A 19,896-nucleotide genomic window follows, 5' to 3' on the forward strand; every position below is an offset into this window, starting at 1 on the left:
CTTACCCTCCGAGTATTTTTGCCATTTGCGCTAACGTTGCTTCACTCTGTCGTCGTGACTGCTCACGATTCTCTTGTTGAAAACTGGCCTGTAATGCCTCCAGATTCACTTGCCAGCGGGACACGCTGATCCGTAATGCGGCCAAGGCATACACAAAACAGTCCAATGCCTCATTACGACGGCCTTTGTTATCCCACAAGTAACGCCGTTTGCCGTTTTCCCACTTCTCGGTCACCTCCTCTGCCGTCAATTGCTGCGCCTCCGTCAGGTCAAACACGTCTGGATTATTGGGAAAATGCACCGCTCCGGGCATCGGTTCATCGGGCGCTGCCCGCTTGAGCGTCAGACGGTGATAGATTTGCTCTTTGGCCGTATCAGAGCCCACTTCGGTAAGATAAACCCCGTGCTTATTACGTTTGCGCGGCATGTCGGCCACCGGCTTGCCATAGACTGATGCCCCTTTCACGGGGATCACACGAAATAAGCCATGCAGGCGCGAACGCGCGTAGACAATTTGCGGATCAATGCCCCCGATGTCCCAGCAAATACGGGATATCGACATCTCAACCCCGTTGGCTCGGCGATACACGGCATTAATGGCGGTATCCACACGTACCAGCGTCTCTTCCTCATCATGTCGCCCCATGATGATCACCCGATCAATTAACCAAGACTCCTCGCCAGGTCCCCATCCCCACACGCGCATCTCGTAACGGTCCAGCTGAGAGTCGATACCGGCGGTGAGATACGCCACCTCATCCGGAACCTGCGCCGAAAAGTGCTCTTTGCCCTCTTCAATCACTTCCGCTTCAGGGCGTTCACCGACGGCCGGCTCCCATGTTTCGCCCAGCGTCGTATTGACGAAGGTCTTTTGCTGACCGATATCGCCTTTGGTTTTCAGCCAGTCTTTGACTATCTGCACCCACGTCGTAAAGGGGCTATAGGCCGTCCAAATATGGAAGGTCACACTCTCCGGCGGCGTAATAGCCTGCCCGCTGGAGGAGAACCACCGCAGACCATCTTGCGTCCATGTCCCCGTGCGTTCGCACACATAGCGCGCCTGTGAAAAATCCAGCTCGTGTTGCTTAATCACACAGCCTGAATGCTCACAAAGATAGAACACCGTCTCCGGCTGCCCCTTGTCCCACTTCAATCCAAAGGGTGTGTCCCGATCGCCAAACTTCAGATACTGCGGCTGTCCACAGTGTGGGCAAGCGACATGAAAGCGCATCATCAGCTCAGCATTTTTAGCCGCGCGCTCTATCTGGCACGTGCCGCGTAATTTTGGCGTGGAGCCACGAATCGACTTGGGCCACACCGAGCCCTCAATCCGCTTATCCCCCAGAAAGGTCGGTGAACCTTCCTTCTCGATATCCGCATCGAACGCCGCCAACTCATCGTAACCAGCCACATCCACCGATTTTTCACGGTAGTTTTTGGCCGCCTTGCCACCGAGGCACCAAAAGCCACAGCCATTGGCAAAGCGTTTCATGGTCAGCGTATTGTTACGGTGTTTGCGGCCAAACCACGGTGCCAATGCCCGTAAGACCGGCACATCACGGATAGTCGGTTCGACGTGGGTTTTCATGAAGTTTTCGGCATCACTGTCGGTCGGCAACCAGATCAGTGTGTTGCGCTGCTTGTGCTCGATGAAGTAGGCATACACCGCCAGCAGCATCTTGGAATAACCGACCCGCGCGGATTTGACCACATTGACTTCGCGGATCCGGTCGTTGCCCATGGCATTCATGATGGCAACTTGAAACGGTAAGGTTTCCCAGTTCCCCGCGCCATACGAGGATTCTTTAGGCAAGTAATAGTGTGTATCCGCCCACTCGACAGCCGTCATGGGAATTGGGCGCTGTAACGGCTTCAGGCCAATGGCCACCGCGGCCTGCATATTACTCAGCTGATATCGAGAGATACTCATCCAGCCACTCCGGTAATTTATCCCCGGCGTTGGCGCAGCAGTTTGCCCCTTTCGCAATCTGCAATTTTAGGAAGTCCACATGGTGTGGTGAGATGTCTGGGCACTGCCGCTGAACAGCCAAGGGGATCGAATCCAAAATACTCGATAACTCCATCGCGATGCGGTTGAGAGCAAAAATACAAAAGTCGGTATCGACGACGCGCCCTTCTGACTCCTGATTTTTCAGCTGCTGTCCTTTGGCTTGTTCTTCAGTTAATGCGATGCGAGCCAGCAGTAATTTCTGGGCAGCATTGTCGTCCGTCGTCGGTTCAGCCTGTTGTTTTTTCTGTTGCCGAGCCTGCCACGCATCCAGTACCGACCGAACGTCATACAGGACTTCTCGCCCTCGCCGCTCTGTGGGAACCACACCCCACTTGTCGAACGCCTGTACAGAAATGCCTATTGATTCGGCCATATCACTTTTATTAAGCAAAACAGCCATTTACATCAACCTCACGCTCTGCAAACTGCAATACAACAACCAAGCAAATCTCAATAACCTATTGTTTTTAAATAAATTTCCCTCATTGAAACTTTCAAAAAACGGGCTCAGGTTGTTGTATTGATCTCCGATTTTCCTTATTTTTCATAATGATAGGAGAAACAATTAAACAACAACCAACCTCTTAAAAAAGCTCATAAATAGCGACTTTTTGCGGGTATACGCACCCGTACTTTTTTAAAGTCTCTGAAAGGACCCGCGGACATGTCCGACCAGCACATATGCAACCGCGTGTTATAAAAATTCCCCATCACTTTACAATGGCGTTAGTACTATGATTTTGAAGACAATGTTGAAAGTGACCCTTCTTTTTGCGTGTGTCACTACCACGGCCTTTGCTGCGGGGATCCGTACCGATGTTCAGTTTGCTAAAGGGCACGATAGTGCGCAGTACACTGGGTACATTAAAGGCTATGATTACGACTCTTATTTTTTCCGAGCCAAGAAAGGTCAGTTGGTCCATATTGAAATGGCAAATGAAACCCCTGACTTTGTCTTGTTCGGGCCTGGCATTGATGACTCAGTGAATTTGGGGAAATACTCCCCAGATTTGGATGACAACGGTCAATACACATTGCCCGCATCAGGAAGATACGAACTGCGAGTATTACAAAGCCGTGCCGAAGCACGTCGTAACAAAACGCAGAACTACAAATTCCAGATTCAAATCAAATAACACAGCTCTCTTACAGCGTCCCCTCGAGGGGCGCTGTTATTGAACCCACCATCACCAAACCCTTACCGACTACAAAGTGGTCTTTATGTGCTCATACGCTTGCAGACACGCTAGCCCTTGTGCTCTTGCTCGGTCAGCATATGCTGCCAGTTCTTCATTGCGTCGGAGAGATTCGCTGAGCACGTCGGCAAGCAGAACGGAGGCAGAGGCTCTTGCTGCGCTTGCTTGGGCAGTGGCGGATAAGCGGCCGGTTTCACTGTCTGCCAGTTGGCGCCGGAGTTGGGCGATACGGGTGCGCAACCCACCAGCAATATCAGCGGCACGGTCAGCATCAGCCCGCGCCAGTTGCAATTGTCTCTCAGCATCTGCAGCCACCTGCTCTATATCTTTCCGTCGCCTATTCTCAAGCTCACGCATCGCCTTTTCATGAGCAGCGCGTTCATTTGCATCTGCAGCATCTCGCTCACGCCAGCGAGCCTGCCATTGTTGATTAGCCACCAGCTCACCAGCTTCCTTACCAGCGGAATAACGCCACGCTGATAGCCCCCATAACGACAAAGCCACCAGTGAGGTGATCGCCAGTGGCTTCCATATTGCTTTAAACACCATGTGAGCACCTCATACAGATAGCCGATGCTTTTTAGTCCAGAAGTTTGATGATTCGTATCAAATCTCCCTCATAAAATGTGCTTTCCACTCCGACTAAGGGGTTCTGTTCGCATATACTTGTGCCACTTAAACGAGGATGGATGAGTATGAAAAACGACTGGGAAAAGGTGTTAGCTGACGGAGTGCTGGACTGTCAGAGTGAGCAGATAGCCAATGATAGAGATCGCTGCCAAACACTTCTTGCCGAACTAAATGCGACTCCCGCAGCCAATCAATCCTTACGTCAAAACCTGTGCACCGAAATCTTTGGCCAATACCAAAGCTCAAGTTGGATAAGCACACCGTTCACCTGTGAATTTGGACGCAATATCTACATAGGTGAAAAAACCTTCTTCAACTTTAACGTGACTATTCTCGACGTAGGCGAAGTGCGTATTGGCAGTAATGTGCTAGTAGCACCAAACGTACAGATTTACACCGCCACCCACAGCTTAGATTTCCAAGATAGACGTAATTGGACCACGTACCACAAACCAGTAACCATCGGTGATGACTGCTGGATTGGCGGTGGAGCGATAATTTGTCCAGGCGTTACCATTGGAGATCGAGCAGTAATTGGTGCGGGCGCTGTAGTAACCCGAGATATTCCTGTCGACTCTTTGGCTGTAGGCAACCCAGCTCGTGTAATTCGTAAACTAGCTCCAAGCGATAGAGCCCCACTAGTGAATGAAGCCTGTTTGTCATAGTCCAAAACGGCAAAGCCACCAGCAAGATTATCAAGCTAGTGGCTTCTAAGTTGTTTTTCTCATCCACTCATTAGTGTCAATCACAAGAGACATGCGATGCGAAGAGAATCGCATCAGGTTAGGGTAGCCACCAACTAATGTCCCGATGTCTTAATTTCAACAAAAGCATTATGTTCACTGACTACTACGTATTGCTTTAACTTTAATTAGATGAACAATGCGATTGCATTTAGTCAAGATGATAAAAACCCCATAGTCTGCCCCCTATCAAATAAAATTTCAATTTATTACACAAATTAACTTATGTAATAATGTGCTCCCAAAAAATAAAATAACCACACTTTACAGGACTAAATCTGAATGAAGGCAATTCACATACTTGCAGCCACTTTATTAATAATGTGTAACTTTCAAGCTTCCGCGGAGGAGCATGAACCCGTTTCAATGTGCACATCTATAACGTATCGTGCATTTGGCGAGCCAATGCAAAGTGCGTTTAACTGTTTTAATAAGACCTCTATTGGCTACCTTATTAGAGTTAATATCGATAACTATCAATTACCACCGATGGCGGTTAGTTTAGACATCCCTGGATGGCGCCAAAGCAGCATTGATAAACAAAAAAAGACATTCATCGGATTAGTTACTAAAGAGAATGGTCAATATATTGTAAAAGTGCAGATAACCCTTGATGGCAAACAAACCATAGCATCTGTACCGGTAGAACTTGACCAAACCAAAGAGGTTCAATCTGGGAATAGTTTGCTCAAGATAACGCTTACTCAACAAACGCTGTAAGCACACATAGCTAGATGGCTCAGCACCTGAGCCATCATAAATAACGCGAAATTAGCGACTCCCTGATGGCACATTCCCCAAACGCCGAGCCATCCAGCGCTGAGACAATCGAGTAAGTTCAGCTTTGCGTTGCGGATACTCCATCCCCATATCCAACAATGTGATGTTGGTGCTCTCCAAATAAGACATATGCTCCAACTGGTCGGCCGTCATTGCATCACGCGGCTCACCCTCAATACCATGCATCTTTGCCCACTGTTTGGCAGTTAGCCCACCAAGGACAATACGAGCGATCATGTTGCTTTCATTGCTGTAGTGGTGAGGCTGCGTCTCCTTGCCTTGATCTGCTCTTGAACACTCCAAAGCTGAGCACATCGGTTTGAACAGATTGGCCACCTCAACGCGCGCTTTTAACTTACGACGATAACGTGCAATGACCTCTGGAGCAGTAAGCTGTAATGCAGTCTCACACTGGATGAAGTAACGACGAATGGCGCGCCCTTGTTCGCTACGCTCGACCATTGCCAGCTCTTTGGCCATATCCAACGTGGTCAGGTACTCATGGCTGATCTGCTGGCGAGATTTTGAGCTACTCAAATTTGAGGAGCGCAAATTTTCAACAATGATGTAATCCAAACCTTCCTTAAAGCCATACTCCCTGATACGACGCTTTATCCAATCCGTCATTCGGGTTGCCACTCCCAGCGCCTTGTGTAACGACGTTCCACTCACAACGCTGGTTTCACGCTCACCGATACGGCCTATGACAACAGGAACAATGTCAGCGAACTCATTAACGACATGATGGATGTTTGATGCGTCGGTATAAGAAGAAGCTATAGATGTGTTCATATCGATAGTCACCTTATAGAAATGAGCCTCGTTGCCCAGAAACGCCGCCCACAGAGAAACGGTGCTTCTCCAAGGCTCATTTCTGTAAGGCTCTGTGTTGCTTGATACGCTGGGCATAGCGCAGATACAAAAAAGCCCCGCGTTAGCGAGGCTTCAATTTCTCTTTTTTCGACCTCATTTGAGGCCAGTTGGATGACCAGCGCTAGTCTGGGTACTTCTGTCGAGGCAGTTCAAAGTGTGGGCCATCATAGAAGCGCTCATCGTCACTTCGGCCATTCTGATTCCAGTCTCCACCCCAGCGTAATGGGATGCCTAACTCATTAGCCGCGGCAAACATGGCCTTGGATACGGATGCAAATGCCTTACGGTCATTCCACGGAATAACACCAGCCACCAGCGGAGCACAATCGACGGCGTGGCCAGTCAGATGACGGCTATTCATGGTCTTACTCTTGCCATTGACCACCAGCTGACGCTGACGAGCTTCAGAACGCTTACCCTCAATAACTTTAAAATCCACTTTGGTCAGCTCTATCGCTCGATTTACCACTTTGACCAAATCGGGATGCACGCCTCGCAAGTTTTCAAGGCTGTGCTTGCCTAAGTAAAACGACATCACTCCTCCTTAGGAACGTGCTTATTGAGAATCCGCAAAGCAACAATCTGCAGTTGCTTTACGCCGATAAAGCCCACCATGCCGCCAATAAATGCTGCCGCGTCGACCGGTATGCCGAACCACTTCATTCCTGAGACGAAGGAAAGAGAAAGAGCACCACATAGCGCCCCTTCTAAAATCATCGTACGTTTAGTTCCGCCGCCGTAGAGAACTCTGAAAGCAGCAATAGTGAAAGCAAGACAGAAAGAATAGATTGTCGGCGCATTCTGATACGCCCATGCACATAGCATCGCCCAAATGCTAGGGTCTTTTTCTGACATATCGGCCCCAAAATTAACGACAGACAGTAGGCACAAAAAAACCCGCTAAACGCGGGTTATGGCATGCAGTAAATAGCTATAGTGCTTCTATATTACATCTTAACCAAATTACTATACGCCATTTGGTTGAATTATATCACCTACCGCCTCAATAAAATCATCTTCTTCGATTGGGTTTTCATCAGCAAGATTATTTATGTTATCAATCAAGATAGCTTGATCATCTTGAGAAACAAAATGGCCATTAAGTTGCAGAAACTGGTTTACAGATATTGTTGCTGTTCTCTTATTACCATCAGCAAAAGGATGGTTTTGTGCAATAGGGAGAGCTAGAGCATAAACTTTCCCTGGCAAAGTTGGGTAAATCTCATGTCCGCTAAATGTGCGTTGTGGCCCCTCAACCGCATTATCAAGTGCCCCAGCATTAATAATTACTGCGTGACCAGTAACTTGATTATTAACTTTAACTATTTCATCCTTTTCTAAATAAATCATGCTGCAATCTCCATTAGGCATAAAAATGCCATCATATGGATGGCATTTAAAGGATGGCTAATTAATACTTGTTTCTGCTTCTCATTAACTCAGCCCTTGAGCGTTGAATTTCATTAATATCATGATCAACAAACATGTCTCTTCTATCGTCAAGGCTATTACTTAACAACACAGGCTGATTTGATTTCGCATTTAAAATTAGAGATTTTGCTTGTTCCAAAGTGGCTTTAGCTGCTTCAGTATCTAACCCCCACTTATCAAACCAGTGCGCTAGAGCAATTGGCGAAACTTTAGTAATGTCTACTGCGCCATATTGCATTCTAAAGACAACAACATTCTGAAGCTTTTGCTGAAATCCTTTTGATAACATTGAGTAGCGCCAGTACCACACATCACATCGACATAAGAAATTTTTATCTGGATAAATAATGTACTGCTTATGTTCATTCTCTTCTGCAGAACCAGAACCTAACACCAAATCAAGTCCTTGAGATGCTAGTGTCTTTATAAATGTTCCAACATTCTTTGCACTCTGATCAGTTCCTAATGAAAATGCCGTATCAACAATTTTCCCAATTGAATCTTGGATTGCCTGATTATCTGTAGATGTGATGACATGCATCTGCTCATCTTGAAAATCTTTGGTAACTCCTGGAGCAAGGCTGTCATCTCCGCCTTTATCCCACGAATTATTCATTTCCATTCTGTACGTATTTAATTTTGTCTGTGCGAGTTTAACCAAAATGCCTAGGGTTTCGTTTAACTGCTGTTCCACATCTTTAGCAGGGTCTAAATCACGCATGAACTTACTTACTACACCCATAATAATCTCCTTTAATATATAATTCCATTACTATGGATGTATATCCACCCATATGCATCAATGATGTTTTTCACTATAAAATGGCGAGACCACACACAACCGACAGAAACAACCATAGCATAGGGATACAATCTTTCGCCAAAAATAAAGACGCCGAATGTGACAAATGCAATGTTTTCTAAAACAAAATACTGATGGTTATAACTTTAAATTATTAAACACAGCCTGATTAATTTAAATTACACACATCTTATAACAACAACCCATATATCAATACAGTATAACAACCAAGCCCATCACAAAAACAAAGTAGTTAGTAAAGCTGACAAAACAATAAAGCATCTACTCAGATATAAATTTACAGCTAGCTATAAAACCCTATTCCCTTGATTAAATTAATAAATACGATCACGTAAGCGTACTTCCCAAGCCTTCACCCCAAATATAAAAGAGTAGAATCCAGTTACCGCAGGGAGTATATACGCAACCCAATAAATATTTTTAAACACAGACATAATATCATTAACCGGAGCAGAGCCGACCTTGTATATAAAAATAGCCAACACTACAGTAGCTACTGCCAACAGAATGGATATAACTCCGCCTACCCACCAAAAAACCTCTGTCACGTCTAGCAACAGGCCAAGATCATCGCTCTTCTTCTTTCTGCGCACCATAAAGCCTCCCTGGCATTTAAAAAACATGAACAGTCTAAACTGTATATCTAACAACTCAGTTTTATTTATTCCGTCTGCATTTACGTGATTTATTACGCATGAATTATGCTGACAGCCACATCTATACATAACTTATTATGGCGCAATACAAAAACACATTGCTGCGCATACGAGCCTTGGTATACCTGTGATCCCCACAACGGGCATATGGCTGGCCAATGCGACCAACACTAGCCAGCCGCCCATTTCACAGCGAAACCGCCTTACCGGCGACAACGTTTGAAGTAACGCCCTTCCCCCATTGCATCCTCTACCAATCCAGCCATGGCTAACTGAGTCAGAATTAACTGGCAACAAGCTGCCGTCATGCCGGTTATAAGTTGCATATCCACGGGGGAAGTCCATCGGACACAGGACAAGCGGTTATAAATCTTCTTGGCCTGTGGCGTCATATCAACATGATTTTAAATGCTTTTTCTCCTAAAAATTGCCGTGACACGCAAGTAACTCTGTTCCGATTACACAGCAAGTCATTCAGAAAAAAGGCATAAAAAAAGCCGCCTAAGTGTCTTACGACGTACTTAAGGCAGCGTACCCTGCAATGGTGGCTCAATGGCTCACAATTGTCAAATCAAAATTCGCGTTACGCACAAATAGCCACCCGTTTAGCGATATTAACAACACGTTTACGACCAATAAGCGCAGGATGCAGCTCTCTGTAAATCAGCCAGAGTGAAGCATCAAGTACCTGATCGACCTCACGGCGACATGTTGATAATGATGGCCTTCGCCACCCCTCATATCCTCGCCCCAGCATAACCTTGCGTGGTTTTGCAGTGCTGAACTGATAGCATGCAATGGCACGTTTGGAAGAGCCAAAAGCGTAATAGCTCAACACAATGCCAAGCGCCTTTTTGTCGATAACGAGTACACGGTCTACGATCTGGGAAATCAACATACCGTCCTCATCGTTACACATTGGGCGCGATGGCGTTACTCGAGTAGGATCTGCGGCTTCCATGAATCTTGCGATCATGCTGGACATCCGTTTTTCAAGTCGTCCGGAGTACACCCAAGCGCCCCACAACTGCAGCCAGTCATCAACCCATCGATATTGCTCAGGGCTGAGTTTCATATCGACAACGTTCATCAGCTCACTCCCCCATTCGCAACGTGATGCCATCCTGATACCAATCCGGCAAAGTAAACTCGATGCGGCCTACTTCACCTGATGCCCGTAGGTCACGCATGCGCACAAGCTCACGACGCATATGCTGATAAAGCTCATCCATCTGCCATGGTTTCAGTCGGATGGGAATTGCAGATAAATGGGCTATGCGATCAATGGTCATTTCGCCGTAAGTGATATTGGCGTGCATCGTGAACTCAAAAGGATCTTCACCAAGTTTTCGATGGCAGCCTATGCAGTGCGCGAAGGCGTTGTAAGGATGGTACCGAGTGGCTTTGTGTCGACGAGATTTGAAGTGTGAGCAGTGAAGTTTTTGATGGTCGTGGTTGAAGTGTCTACCGCAGTATTCGCATTGCCAATTTGTTCGCTCTCTTACTAATTCTGAAAATATCGCGTCCCATTTATCCCGCTTTAATGCCATATCACCTCCAGAGTCGATTAATCATTGATTGTGGAGTTGGCTGTAACTTCTGGCGTTTTGGGGCGGCAACCGACACAACCCAAAGAGTTTTATCGTCGCTTAAACTTTTCATCGCTTTCAATCCCCGCCGCTGGTATTCAGCGAGTAACTGTACAGCCTCTTCACTACTCATCGGGTTATGAGTGAACCATGCAATCATATTTCTCCCCAACCAGCAGAACGCAGCGCACCATAGACAGCCTCACGAGCCTCAAGCTCTTCTTTCTCAGCAAGCTGCAAAATAGCGCGCGACGTATCGGCATTAGCTTTGGCTTTCTGCCATACGGTGATTAACTGATCGATAGATTGATGTTCCACCTCTGACATCACTGCATGGGACGCTTTCTCTGGCCACACGAAACCACCAATTCGGTTCAGAGCTTCAAGCGTGAATAACTGTTCATCTGGTAATGAGTATTTATTATTCATTTTGCTTCTCCTTAAGTCGCATATATTCAGAATCACTCGGTATCGTCAGGAGGCACCCATTATCGAAGGCCCAGTCTTCAACTTGGCCCATAAAATAATGCATTGCCCCTGTGTCTAGGGTTGATGTTTTAATTAACTCCCTGACGATAACTTTCTCACCCGTGACAACATCAGTTCGCTCCTCCTCTTTGTATCCAAGATAGGTATGCTTCATTGCGCATTTCACCCATTCAGGCGTAGCGAAGCCCCTACCTCTGCGCTGGAGGTATTTGCTTATCTCGCTACACCACATGTGAAAAGTGCGTTTTGTGAAAGGCTGCGTTTGTTTTTCCACGGTTTTAATATCAAGCGATATTCACCGTGCTCTAGCAGTTGTTGGATTTGCTGACCGACTGACTGAAAGTTTACTTTAGTGAGTTTGATGCCTTCTTGGTTTATGCCATTCACATCCACTCCATTAGTTTAAAAGCAACTCCGAAGTAACTAACCAATAGGTCTGATAGACGATATATCCAAATACAGACCGGCAGACTGAACACTTCGACCTGATAACCGACTAAACATCAGGCCATGCTCATCAATCCATACGAAAAAGCACTTTCTCAACTTGCGCTGGGAAACACATTGCTCACCAGAAGCATCCAGCCACAACAGATCACCAACGTGAGTGAATTTATTTTTCATGCCTGCCCTCCATGCGCTTTTACACCCGGCTTCTAAAAAATCTCCGTTTGATTTCAGCTATCTTTGCCATCCCAGCCTCTTTGGTGACTGGAATATACAATTTAGCGACTTGCTTAATCGGCTTAGGGATTTCTTCCCCTGCCCGAATCCGTGTTGCCATATCACTCAGCTCAGTAGAGCATCGCTTGCGCGTTTCAGATTCGGACAATCCCTGAGATCTCATTACGTCATATAGCTTGGTGATCATCCAGTATGCCGCATTGCTGGGCCACGGGTACTCCTCGGGAGAATCATACAAGCTTCGCTCTGCGCAGTACTTCATTAGCATGTTGTAGAGTTCATTAGAATCAGGGAGCCCCGCCGACTGAAACTCGCCCAAACGGCACCACGATATGAATTGTCCTGGTGATGGTAGATAGGGTGAGTTTTGGCGTCTAGCGGCGGACATACCGGCCTCAACCTGCTCAAGGCTAGTGATCCCGTTCTCCAAGAATGCCATCACCCACTGCGCCCTTAGTGTGTCCAAGTCAGACTGGCTTTTAACGCTTACCGTGAGTGCAGGGAAAATAACGCGGAATTGCTTAAATATCTCATTGAATACCGCAACCGCACCGTCGTTGAGTTGTTTTCGCGGTCGTCTTGCATCGGCCATCTGCACCACTGTCGCCGAGTGGCTATTGTACGTAGTGGTTACCGCAGCTGCTGACTGTCTCATACCAAAAGTCCTTTAGCCCAATCAGTGTTATCGAAGTTCAAGGATGCTGAATTTGCTGTACCAGCCAATTGCTTGTTGCGCTTGATTTCTAGCTGATCCCACTTTCGGCGCAAACTGACTGGGCAAAGAATATTCCCAGACCAAAATGAATCCTGACACGCCCATCTGAACAGCTCGCACATTTCACGATGTTGCTTCCCGTCACGCTCGCGCATCAGACGTATCTCATTGGCCCATGCGGCGTAGTTAGGTTTTTTAGCCTTGGGGGCAATCGCTAACACCTGCCCAAACATCCACTCTGCTGCGGCAAGGTCATCAGCGGTCCCCCACTTGGTACCGCTCTGAATTGCTTTTCCATCGTCAGGCAAAGAAACACCTCCGCTGTGATCGTCTGAGGATTCGTCAGAATTCTCGGACGTAACAGATATTGGTTCTATGACTGGTTCTATTGACTGGTTCTGGTGCCATCTGGTGGCACAGGGTGTGCCATCTAATGGCATAGGGGGTGTCATCTGATGGCACAGGGGTGTGCCATTTGATGGCATAGGGGTATCCAGAATCAGGTAATAAACATTCGACCTATTCCCCTTTCCGTTGTTATTCCCGATACGGTTTTCTTTCGTCAATAACCCCATATCCATGAGCGCGTCAATGTGTGCTCTTACTGCGCTCCTGCTGCATTCGCAATGATCCGCGATATTCTGGTATGACGGCCAGCACTCCCCTTTATCGTTGGCATTGTCCGCTAATTTGATTAAAACCAACTTCCTTAATGGGTTTCCAACCTTGATATTCATGGCCTTAGCCATTAACGTCATGCTCATTGAAAAGCCTCATTGAAAAATATAATATTTCTAGCGTATTTCTCTGTGAACTGTGATTTTTGCTTAAAAACTCATTGTTAACTGCTCAAAGTCCTCGGTTGCCGCCGAGGACTTTTTTTGTCCGATAACCTTAAAAACCTCTCGAACTACCTGCCCCAACGGGCTCACTTCTGCGGCCATTTTTAGAATGCAAAAAGCCGTTGCTACATCGCGCCAATTCATTCGACTAACCTTAGATTCATGCCATCCAGATAGCTCAGCGAACTTGCGTTGAGTCAGTTGTGACAAAGCAATCAGAATGTCTGTCTCCGCACGGTCGATCTGTCGCTGAGTTGGTTTGCTGTAACTTGCATTTCTCATGTGCAAAACTCCTTTTTGAAATATGAGTAGCCAAACCATCAAGCAAACTTGATGGCTAGTTGGTGTTTGCCGTCTGTGTTCAGTCGGCGGTCAGGTTGTTAAAGAACGGAGGGTTAGATATCGCTACTACTTCGTTTTTGACTAGGGAATGGTTTTCTTTCTTCCGCGTGGACTGACCCATCTGGATTGATGATCACCGTAATATCTCTTCCAGATGAAATAGCCTTAAAAATTGCACTCTGGTATACGCCGAGATTTTTAGCCGCCTTGGTTTGCCCAAGACGCTTTACGTAATCTATTAGTTTTACTCTTTGCTCCATTAGAACCTCCTTCACGGACAAACAATTATTACCGCTAGAGCTAATTGATGTCAACACTAGCGGTGTTATGCTTTTAACACCATGAGTGATAACATCGAAGGATGACTACGAAAAAAAAACCTATCACAGCAGAGCAAATTGAAGATGCTAAACGGCTAAAAGCTATTTACGCAGCTAAAAAACGCGCTCTCAAACTCTCACAAGATAGTATCGCTGATGCTCTAGGCATCGGTCAGTCTGCTGTCGCGTCTTTGATGAACGGCGTGAATGCATTAAATCACACCAATGCAGCGGCGATTGCTAAGCTATTGCAGGTCGGAGTGGAAGAGTTTAGCCCGAGGCTGGCGCAAGATATTGCGGATATGTATAGCTCTCTTAGTCCTAGTAAAGTTGTACCGCCGCAAGAGAAAAGATCATTCCCGTTGCTTACAACTGTTCAAGCGGGAGCGTTTACAACTGTAGCTGAGTCATATACGGCAAAAGACGCTAAGTGTTGGATAGAAACATCCCAAAAAGCCTCTGCACGCTCATTTTGGCTAGAGGTAGAAGGTGATTCTATGACTGCGCCTGCAGGGTCTAGCCCTAGTTTTCCTGAAGGGATGCTAATTCTAGTAGACCCTGACCGTGATGTAGAGCCAAACGACTTTTGTGTTGCAAACACCAATGGAAATGAGTTCACTTTCAAAAAGTTGATTCGGGATAGTGGCCTATGTTTCCTTAAGCCGCTAAACCCACAATACCCTCTCATTCCATGTGGAGACACCTGCCGCATAATCGGAAAAGTGATTATGTCTCAGTGGCCAGAGGAGATGTTTTAATAGCTTGCTCTCTAATACTTAGAGCTGGTTAGCAGCAACCTTTACCGTCGTCACAAGAGCGAACTCCTACAACGTAACCAATCCCTGCAAAACCGGCCAAGTGCCGGTTTTGTCTCTTTAGCACATCACTATTTCTTGTCGACACTAATTTCAACCACCCCTACGCCAAGAAAATAAAACCACTTAAAAAACAATAACATTATTACTTGCGGTGATTTTTTATCTCTAGCGGTGTTGACATTTAATAGCACCGCAAGTGATACTAAATATACCGAGACACCCGGTCTCATCGCTCTTTAACAATAAAGCTCTCACCTGAACACAGGTGAGCCAAGGCAACAGGCTTTGGGATATTGATGTGCTACGTGCTTATGAACGCTCAGTAAGCATGGATTAACAGACCGAGCGTCAATATCACCAAAGTCTGTTACTGGAGGATCAATCGTGAACGCAAGACAGCGCTATAACTTTCGCCGTATGGCCGAGTTTAACGCTCGAAAAGCTAAAGAAGCGGCTTTTAACCGTAAGCTGGAAGAAGCTATCGGAGGTTGCTCTATCCGAGTTCTGAATGCTGTATCAGTGCCAAAACGTCACCACAGCCACTCTGAATTAGGATCCACGTGCCTGCCAAAGACAGCCATGTATCAGGCAGGCTATCGCCGTAAGCAAGCAAATGTTACCGCAAGGGTGTGAACCTAAACCAGTCGATGTTTCTCATTGGTTAGTCACTACCACACAGCTGGTGCCCTATCTCCGCCAAACCAGGCGAAGGCTCATATTTATCGTTGTAATTCATAAAGAAGACACTTTCACAATTGAGGCAACGACTCCGATGAAACATATGATTATTTTGGCTTGGGATTGGTTGGAGTATAGATGCTACATGCTTGGAAAAGCAGTTTGCACAAAGATGCACAACTGTTTTCGCACCACCCACGACTTTCTCTTTAGAATATACAAAAGAACCCGAATCAAGCTGATTCAAAAAATAACCATCAGTTTGATGCTTAAAGTCTTCGTAGCTGGCTATTGTTGCTTTGAGATGCATTATTTCTTCATTACGAGAGCGTATCGTATCGCCCAAAGAAAGGCATTCCATTTGAAGCGTGAGTAATTTACTCCGAAGCTCAATTACTGCAGCCGTCACTTCTGAATCAGTTTTCCCATCGCTAATTACTTTAGCAAGACTGATGGTCTCCTTTATAGCGGTCATAGCCGCAGATAGTTCAGTAATCACTATTAGCACTCATCTTGTTGTTGGGGTGCTATTACTCTATTCAATTTCTTGCTGTTGGGGAATAGTGAGAACCGCCGAGCCTGAAGCGGTAAAAAGACAGGCAATCAACCGTTACCGCGAGGGTGTAACCCTCAATTCAACGTCACAAAAGAATGGAGAAAACCCATGATGAATTATGCCATCGCGGGCGGAACCTTCATGGGTTTCGCTCCTGAATCTCAATTATCTGCAATCGTAGAGCGAATTAAACAAGCCATTAAAAACACCATCCGCATTATTAATCAGCCCAGCACAAAATAAAGGGGGATGCCATGCACGCAGACTCAATTAACCGCATCATGTTCAAACACACTCTCAGTGGTTCAGATTTCAAAACAAAGCGCGGGCATTGGACGCTTAAAGCCATCCTGCTGTTTGTCGTCCTCTCACTGATGTACCTCTCTTATCCGGCTTAATAGCGTAAGGAGGCCACATGTCCAACATGATGGAGCGAGGCCCCATCTTTGACTCCCCTGACCTCGCTGAAGTACGAGCCAAACTGGAAAGAGCAAAGCAAGAGTTTTACGCCCGCCTAATGGGACCTCCCGTTCCCTTATATATCCGAGAGAGACAGAGAGCACGAGAACGACAAGAAATTGCACTCCGCGCCAAGATAAACCGCCAAAAGGCTTTTGAGCACGCCATGGCGCAAATCATGCAACTGCAACAAAAAGGGATCCTTCAATGTTCAATGAAGTGATGATAGAAACGGCTCCAGTTGATAACGCTGCCATTACTAACTTTGAACCCACCGAGCCCGGTTTTTACCCGAATATTTCCGCTACGGCTTATCACCGCGGCTCAGGTCTTTCTAAAAGTGCGCTAGATTGGGCGCTGATTTCCGGCCTGCATTATCACTACTACCAAGTAGAAGGTAACGACCAGAAAACCACAGCAGCACTGCGTGAAGGCCGAATCCTGCACAAAATCGTACTAGAGTTTGATGACTTTAATAACGAGTTTGCTGTTGAGCCGGCGTGGCCAGAAGAGGTCATCAACAGCACCGACCAGATGAAAGCCATCATTCAGGAATACAATGATTCACTGGAGGCCAAGCCCTCCATCGAAGAGTTGGTAGTCGCAATCGAAGCTCATAACGCACGACTAACCAAACCCATAGATGCGGGGAAAACGGTCTCCGCTCACGAAGTGGCCTACGATGCCCTACCAGCTGCGTACCAAACGTTAGGACCAGATGACAAACGTACCGCAACAGCGCTCAAAGCCTGCATCAAACGCTATAACGATACGCTACCCAAGCCACTGAAAACTTCAGGCGGTTACCAAGCGGTTCTCGATAGCTACGCCATGTTGGGAGCAAAAGAAGCCGAGCGCGTTGCCCATATCAATGCCCTACCTCAACCATTGCCGGTGAGCGGTACCAAAGCAGAAATGGCTGAGCGCATTCGCAGCCTCAAGCCGGATGCTATTTTTTTGGATGACTTAAAAGAAGCCTTCCTAAAAGAAGCCGGAGAGCGAGAAATCGTTACTGCCGCAGAGTATCAGCATGCGCTACGTTATCGCGAAGCCATCTTCGCCCATCCAGAAGCGGCAGTAGTGCTGGAGCTCGAAGGTGAAGCGGAAACCAGTCTCTATTGGAATCATCCACAAACCGGTGAGCTGTTGAAATGTCGTCCGGACTGGATGAGCCGCAAAGAGCACCTACTGGCCGATCTAAAGTTTGTCCGTAATGCCAGCCCGTCAGGATTTGCCCGTGATGGCAGCACGCACAACTACCATATCCAAGACGCCCATTATAGTGACGGGTACGAAACCTTAACCGGCCACGTTCCGAGCTTCGTATTTATCGCCGTTGAGAAGGATGGCCCACTAGGAAAAGATGTCTTCAAACCCATTCTGGTGGGCGTCTATTACTACAGTATCGCTGACCGTGAACGTGGGTTAGAGCTGCGCGATATGGCTGTTCGCAACGTTGTCCGCTGGCGTCAAGCCGATTACTACCCAGGACATGATGGAGTCGCCGAAATCAGTGTGCCGGCTTTTCAAGTCGCCGCAGAGGAGCGCAAGCTACTCAATGATGAAGGGATAACCCCTCCGGCAAATGATGAAACTCACGCCATTGAGCTTCTCGAAGGCGAGCCACTATCGTTATCAGAAAACCTGTTTGACTCACTGGAGGTCGCATGATGAATCAACAAGTCGCCACTCCAATCAATAACCACTCTGTTATTGCCAATGATCGCGGCCAAGCCAATATGCTCAATCTGATGATGAATGCAGACTTCATGATGAGCGTTGATCGAATGGCCGACATAATGGCCAGTGGAAAAGCCACCGTGCCCAATCATCTGCGCGGCAACAAAGCTGATTGCTATGCTGTATGCCTGCAAGCGCTACAGTGGGGTATGAATCCCTTCCCCGTAGCCCAAAAAACTCATCTGGTTAACGGCACGCTAGGCTATGAAGCCCAATTGGTGAACGCTGTCGTCGTGAACTCCGGTGTGATTAAGGGGCGCTTTGACTACGAGTTTTTCGGGCCATGGGAGCGCGTAATCGGTAAGTTCAACGTCAACAAAAAACAAAAAAATGGCGAGAATGTCGAGTACCGCACCCCAAATTGGACATTTGATGATGAGAAAGGCTGCGGTGTTCGTGTTTCGGCAGCCTTAAGCAATGGTGAAGTACGAACCATTGAGCTATTACTACAACAAGCACGTACGCGTAATTCCACATTGTGGGCGGATGACCCCAAGCAACAACTCGCCTATCTGGGGGTTAAGCGCTGGGCGCGATTGTACGCACCGGATGTCATCATGGGGGTTTACTCCGTTGACGAGCTGCAAGAGGAAATCGACATCACGCCGATTAGTGGTGACGATACTCCGCCCTCAAGACAATCAGTGACAGAACGTTTAGCTGCACAGGCTGCGCGTAAACGAGCTGCACAGCAAGCTGCGCGCAAAGGTAACGTCATTGAAGGTGAAGCTCGTTCCGTAGCAGAGAAAGAAGCAACTATAGATACCACACCGGCACAGCACGACTCACCAAAAGAGCTATCAGAGCAAGACATTCAAGATATGCTAGCCGATATACTGTTCCGTATGGACGAGTCGCAGTCAAACGATGAGCTAAAACCATTAGCTCAAGAAATCTCCGCCATTGGCCAATTTATGTCCAAAGAACAACAAGAGCACGCCAGAGCAGTTTATCTCCGCAACATGGATCGCTTAGGATTACGTAATAAGTGTGCATAGCAACAAGGAGAAATAACATGCAAGCTCTGAAAATTGCCTTCAAGCCAACTGACGGAGATTTAGCACTTGAGTTTTTGAGTAAATATATAGAGCAATCTCAATGTAAAACAAAAAGTGAAATTATCAATGCAATTAACAATATGATTGGCGCATCCATATTCACCCTTCACATATTGGAAAGCAAAGAGAACGAGATATTACATTAATTACCCTCTACCATTTGAATCATTATTAAGCGCCTTAATATCGGACTAGCCCTTTTAACTATTAATGATATGTAACCCGACTGACAAGGCGCTTTGATGCTGATTTTGCGTTAATGTCCGGAGAATTATCAGCGCTAATTGATGACCTAAATAATGCACTGGGAGGTAACACTGAATCATGACGCAAACAGTACATTACATTCCAAAAGGCAGTATGTGTGCGGTGTGCAAATACAAAAATAGGGACTGCTCACACCTCAACTTTGAACTCATGAAGCTTATTACCGATTGCGGCTGGAACAAAATTGTTAAGTGCA

Annotated in this window: 27 protein-coding genes and 2 pseudogenes; 10 read left to right on the top strand and 19 right to left on the bottom strand. The window is 46.7% G+C overall.

Annotation, left to right across the window (positions count from 1 at the left end; genetic code table 11):
- Position 1: 1 nt before the first annotated feature.
- Together NCTC9997_RS08760 and NCTC9997_RS08765 are read right to left on the bottom strand one after the other, a co-directional pair.
- Positions 2–1,930: a phage terminase large subunit family protein gene (locus NCTC9997_RS08760; protein WP_064977870.1), complete on the bottom strand. Its 1,929-nt coding sequence runs from the start codon at positions 1,928–1,930 to the stop codon at positions 2–4.
- Positions 1,902–2,411: a terminase small subunit gene (locus tag NCTC9997_RS08765; protein WP_010863318.1), complete on the bottom strand. Its 510-nt coding sequence runs from the start codon at positions 2,409–2,411 to the stop codon at positions 1,902–1,904. Before NCTC9997_RS08765 ends, NCTC9997_RS08760 begins: the two co-directional genes overlap by 29 nt.
- Before the next feature lie 334 nt (positions 2,412–2,745).
- Between NCTC9997_RS08765 and NCTC9997_RS08770 the strand changes: the two genes are divergently transcribed.
- Positions 2,746–3,147, top strand: a complete 402-nt coding sequence (locus NCTC9997_RS08770; RefSeq protein ID WP_064977871.1) for a PPC domain-containing protein — start codon at positions 2,746–2,748, stop codon at positions 3,145–3,147.
- Between the two features lie 69 nt (positions 3,148–3,216).
- On the opposite strand, the gene NCTC9997_RS08775 is transcribed toward NCTC9997_RS08770, so the two are convergent.
- Positions 3,217–3,756: a DUF2514 family protein gene (locus NCTC9997_RS08775; RefSeq protein WP_064977872.1), complete on the bottom strand. Its 540-nt coding sequence runs from the start codon at positions 3,754–3,756 to the stop codon at positions 3,217–3,219.
- A 140-nt stretch (positions 3,757–3,896) separates the two neighbouring features.
- On the opposite strand from NCTC9997_RS08775, the gene NCTC9997_RS15440 reads away from it, so the two are divergent.
- On the top strand, positions 3,897–4,502 hold the full coding sequence (locus NCTC9997_RS15440) for a sugar O-acetyltransferase (RefSeq protein ID WP_197665187.1): 606 nt from the start codon (positions 3,897–3,899) through the stop codon (positions 4,500–4,502).
- A 360-nt stretch (positions 4,503–4,862) separates the two neighbouring features.
- Complete coding sequence (locus tag NCTC9997_RS08785; protein ID WP_010864008.1) at positions 4,863–5,300, top strand: hypothetical protein; 438 nt, start codon at positions 4,863–4,865, stop codon at positions 5,298–5,300.
- Positions 5,301–5,351: 51 nt separating this feature from the next.
- Here the strand turns inward: NCTC9997_RS08785 and NCTC9997_RS08790 are convergent, their stop codons facing one another.
- The 15 genes and pseudogenes from NCTC9997_RS08790 to NCTC9997_RS08855 all read right to left on the bottom strand — a co-directional run bounded on the left by NCTC9997_RS08790 (position 5,352) and on the right by NCTC9997_RS08855 (position 14,064).
- Positions 5,352–6,152 (bottom strand): antA/AntB antirepressor family protein, encoded by an 801-nt coding sequence (locus NCTC9997_RS08790; protein WP_064977874.1) that lies wholly within the window; start codon positions 6,150–6,152, stop codon positions 5,352–5,354.
- 202 nt (positions 6,153–6,354) lie between these two features.
- Positions 6,355–6,768, bottom strand: coding sequence for a M15 family metallopeptidase (locus NCTC9997_RS08795; protein ID WP_064977875.1), 414 nt, complete (start codon positions 6,766–6,768; stop codon positions 6,355–6,357).
- Positions 6,768–7,088: a phage holin, lambda family gene (locus NCTC9997_RS08800; protein ID WP_039046631.1), complete on the bottom strand. Its 321-nt coding sequence runs from the start codon at positions 7,086–7,088 to the stop codon at positions 6,768–6,770. The genes NCTC9997_RS08795 and NCTC9997_RS08800 overlap by 1 nt, the downstream gene beginning before the upstream one ends.
- 111 nt (positions 7,089–7,199) lie before the next feature.
- Positions 7,200–7,583: a type II toxin-antitoxin system death-on-curing family toxin gene (locus NCTC9997_RS08805; RefSeq protein ID WP_064977876.1), complete on the bottom strand. Its 384-nt coding sequence runs from the start codon at positions 7,581–7,583 to the stop codon at positions 7,200–7,202.
- A 61-nt stretch (positions 7,584–7,644) separates the two neighbouring features.
- Positions 7,645–8,406 (bottom strand): hypothetical protein, encoded by a 762-nt coding sequence (locus tag NCTC9997_RS08810; protein ID WP_064977877.1) that lies wholly within the window; start codon positions 8,404–8,406, stop codon positions 7,645–7,647.
- Positions 8,407–8,801: 395 nt separating this feature from the next.
- Entirely contained in the window at positions 8,802–9,083 is a 282-nt protein-coding gene (locus NCTC9997_RS08815) for a hypothetical protein (RefSeq protein ID WP_064977878.1), read from the bottom strand.
- 263 nt (positions 9,084–9,346) lie between these two features.
- Entirely contained in the window at positions 9,347–9,475 is a 129-nt protein-coding gene (locus NCTC9997_RS15395) for a hypothetical protein (RefSeq protein ID WP_268952955.1), read from the bottom strand.
- Positions 9,476–9,726: 251 nt separating this feature from the next.
- A complete protein-coding gene (locus tag NCTC9997_RS08820; protein ID WP_064977879.1) occupies positions 9,727–10,233 on the bottom strand; it encodes an antiterminator Q family protein in 507 nt (168 codons plus the stop codon).
- Between the two features lie 4 nt (positions 10,234–10,237).
- The gene (locus NCTC9997_RS08825; protein WP_010863305.1) at positions 10,238–10,693 is read right to left on the bottom strand and encodes a hypothetical protein; all 456 of its coding nucleotides are present in this window, start codon (positions 10,691–10,693) and stop codon (positions 10,238–10,240) included.
- A gap of 195 nt (positions 10,694–10,888) precedes the next feature.
- Complete coding sequence (locus tag NCTC9997_RS08830; RefSeq protein WP_064977880.1) at positions 10,889–11,161, bottom strand: hypothetical protein; 273 nt, start codon at positions 11,159–11,161, stop codon at positions 10,889–10,891.
- Positions 11,154–11,599, bottom strand: a pseudogene (locus NCTC9997_RS15175) (recombination protein NinB). The gene NCTC9997_RS08830 and the pseudogene NCTC9997_RS15175 overlap by 8 nt, the downstream one beginning before the upstream one ends.
- Before the next feature lie 265 nt (positions 11,600–11,864).
- Entirely contained in the window at positions 11,865–12,560 is a 696-nt protein-coding gene (locus tag NCTC9997_RS08835) for a replication protein P (protein ID WP_064977881.1), read from the bottom strand.
- On the bottom strand, positions 12,557–13,384 hold the full coding sequence (locus tag NCTC9997_RS15325) for a helix-turn-helix domain-containing protein (RefSeq protein ID WP_010863299.1): 828 nt from the start codon (positions 13,382–13,384) through the stop codon (positions 12,557–12,559). The genes NCTC9997_RS08835 and NCTC9997_RS15325 overlap by 4 nt, the downstream gene beginning before the upstream one ends.
- 63 nt (positions 13,385–13,447) lie before the next feature.
- A complete protein-coding gene (locus NCTC9997_RS08850; RefSeq protein WP_010863298.1) occupies positions 13,448–13,744 on the bottom strand; it encodes a CII family transcriptional regulator in 297 nt (98 codons plus the stop codon).
- A 113-nt stretch (positions 13,745–13,857) separates the two neighbouring features.
- Positions 13,858–14,064 carry a Cro/CI family transcriptional regulator gene (locus NCTC9997_RS08855; protein WP_010863297.1) on the bottom strand — a complete coding sequence of 69 codons (207 nt, stop codon included), beginning with the start codon at positions 14,062–14,064 and terminating at the stop codon, positions 13,858–13,860.
- 101 nt (positions 14,065–14,165) lie between these two features.
- Between NCTC9997_RS08855 and NCTC9997_RS08860 the strand changes: the two genes are divergently transcribed.
- Complete coding sequence (locus NCTC9997_RS08860) at positions 14,166–14,882, top strand: LexA family protein (RefSeq protein ID WP_064977882.1); 717 nt, start codon at positions 14,166–14,168, stop codon at positions 14,880–14,882.
- Between the two features lie 721 nt (positions 14,883–15,603).
- Here the strand turns inward: NCTC9997_RS08860 and NCTC9997_RS08865 are convergent.
- Positions 15,604–16,119 (bottom strand): hypothetical protein, encoded by a 516-nt coding sequence (locus tag NCTC9997_RS08865; protein ID WP_071849695.1) that lies wholly within the window; start codon positions 16,117–16,119, stop codon positions 15,604–15,606.
- 165 nt (positions 16,120–16,284) lie between these two features.
- Between NCTC9997_RS08865 and NCTC9997_RS08870 the strand changes: the two genes are divergently transcribed.
- The 6 genes and pseudogenes from NCTC9997_RS08870 to rdgC all read left to right on the top strand — a co-directional run.
- Positions 16,285–16,419, top strand: a complete 135-nt coding sequence (locus NCTC9997_RS08870) for a protease FtsH-inhibitory lysogeny factor CIII (protein ID WP_156669259.1) — start codon at positions 16,285–16,287, stop codon at positions 16,417–16,419.
- A 172-nt stretch (positions 16,420–16,591) separates the two neighbouring features.
- The gene (locus tag NCTC9997_RS08875; protein WP_064977884.1) at positions 16,592–16,858 is read left to right on the top strand and encodes a hypothetical protein; all 267 of its coding nucleotides are present in this window, start codon (positions 16,592–16,594) and stop codon (positions 16,856–16,858) included.
- Entirely contained in the window at positions 16,843–18,306 is a 1,464-nt protein-coding gene (locus NCTC9997_RS08880; RefSeq protein ID WP_064977885.1) for a PD-(D/E)XK nuclease-like domain-containing protein, read from the top strand. Before NCTC9997_RS08875 ends, NCTC9997_RS08880 begins: the two co-directional genes overlap by 16 nt.
- A complete protein-coding gene (locus NCTC9997_RS08885) occupies positions 18,303–19,373 on the top strand; it encodes a RecT family recombinase (protein ID WP_064977886.1) in 1,071 nt (356 codons plus the stop codon). The genes NCTC9997_RS08880 and NCTC9997_RS08885 overlap by 4 nt, the downstream gene beginning before the upstream one ends.
- Before the next feature lie 17 nt (positions 19,374–19,390).
- Positions 19,391–19,579: a hypothetical protein gene (locus NCTC9997_RS08890; protein WP_064977887.1), complete on the top strand. Its 189-nt coding sequence runs from the start codon at positions 19,391–19,393 to the stop codon at positions 19,577–19,579.
- Positions 19,580–19,668: 89 nt separating this feature from the next.
- Positions 19,669–19,761 (top strand): annotated as a pseudogene (gene rdgC, locus NCTC9997_RS08895) (recombination-associated protein RdgC); the annotation flags it as partial.
- Between the last annotated feature and the right edge of the window lie 135 nt (positions 19,762–19,896).

The organism is Plesiomonas shigelloides, from assembly GCF_900087055.1.
GTDB lineage: Bacteria > Pseudomonadota > Gammaproteobacteria > Enterobacterales > CAMTGL01 > Plesiomonas > Plesiomonas shigelloides.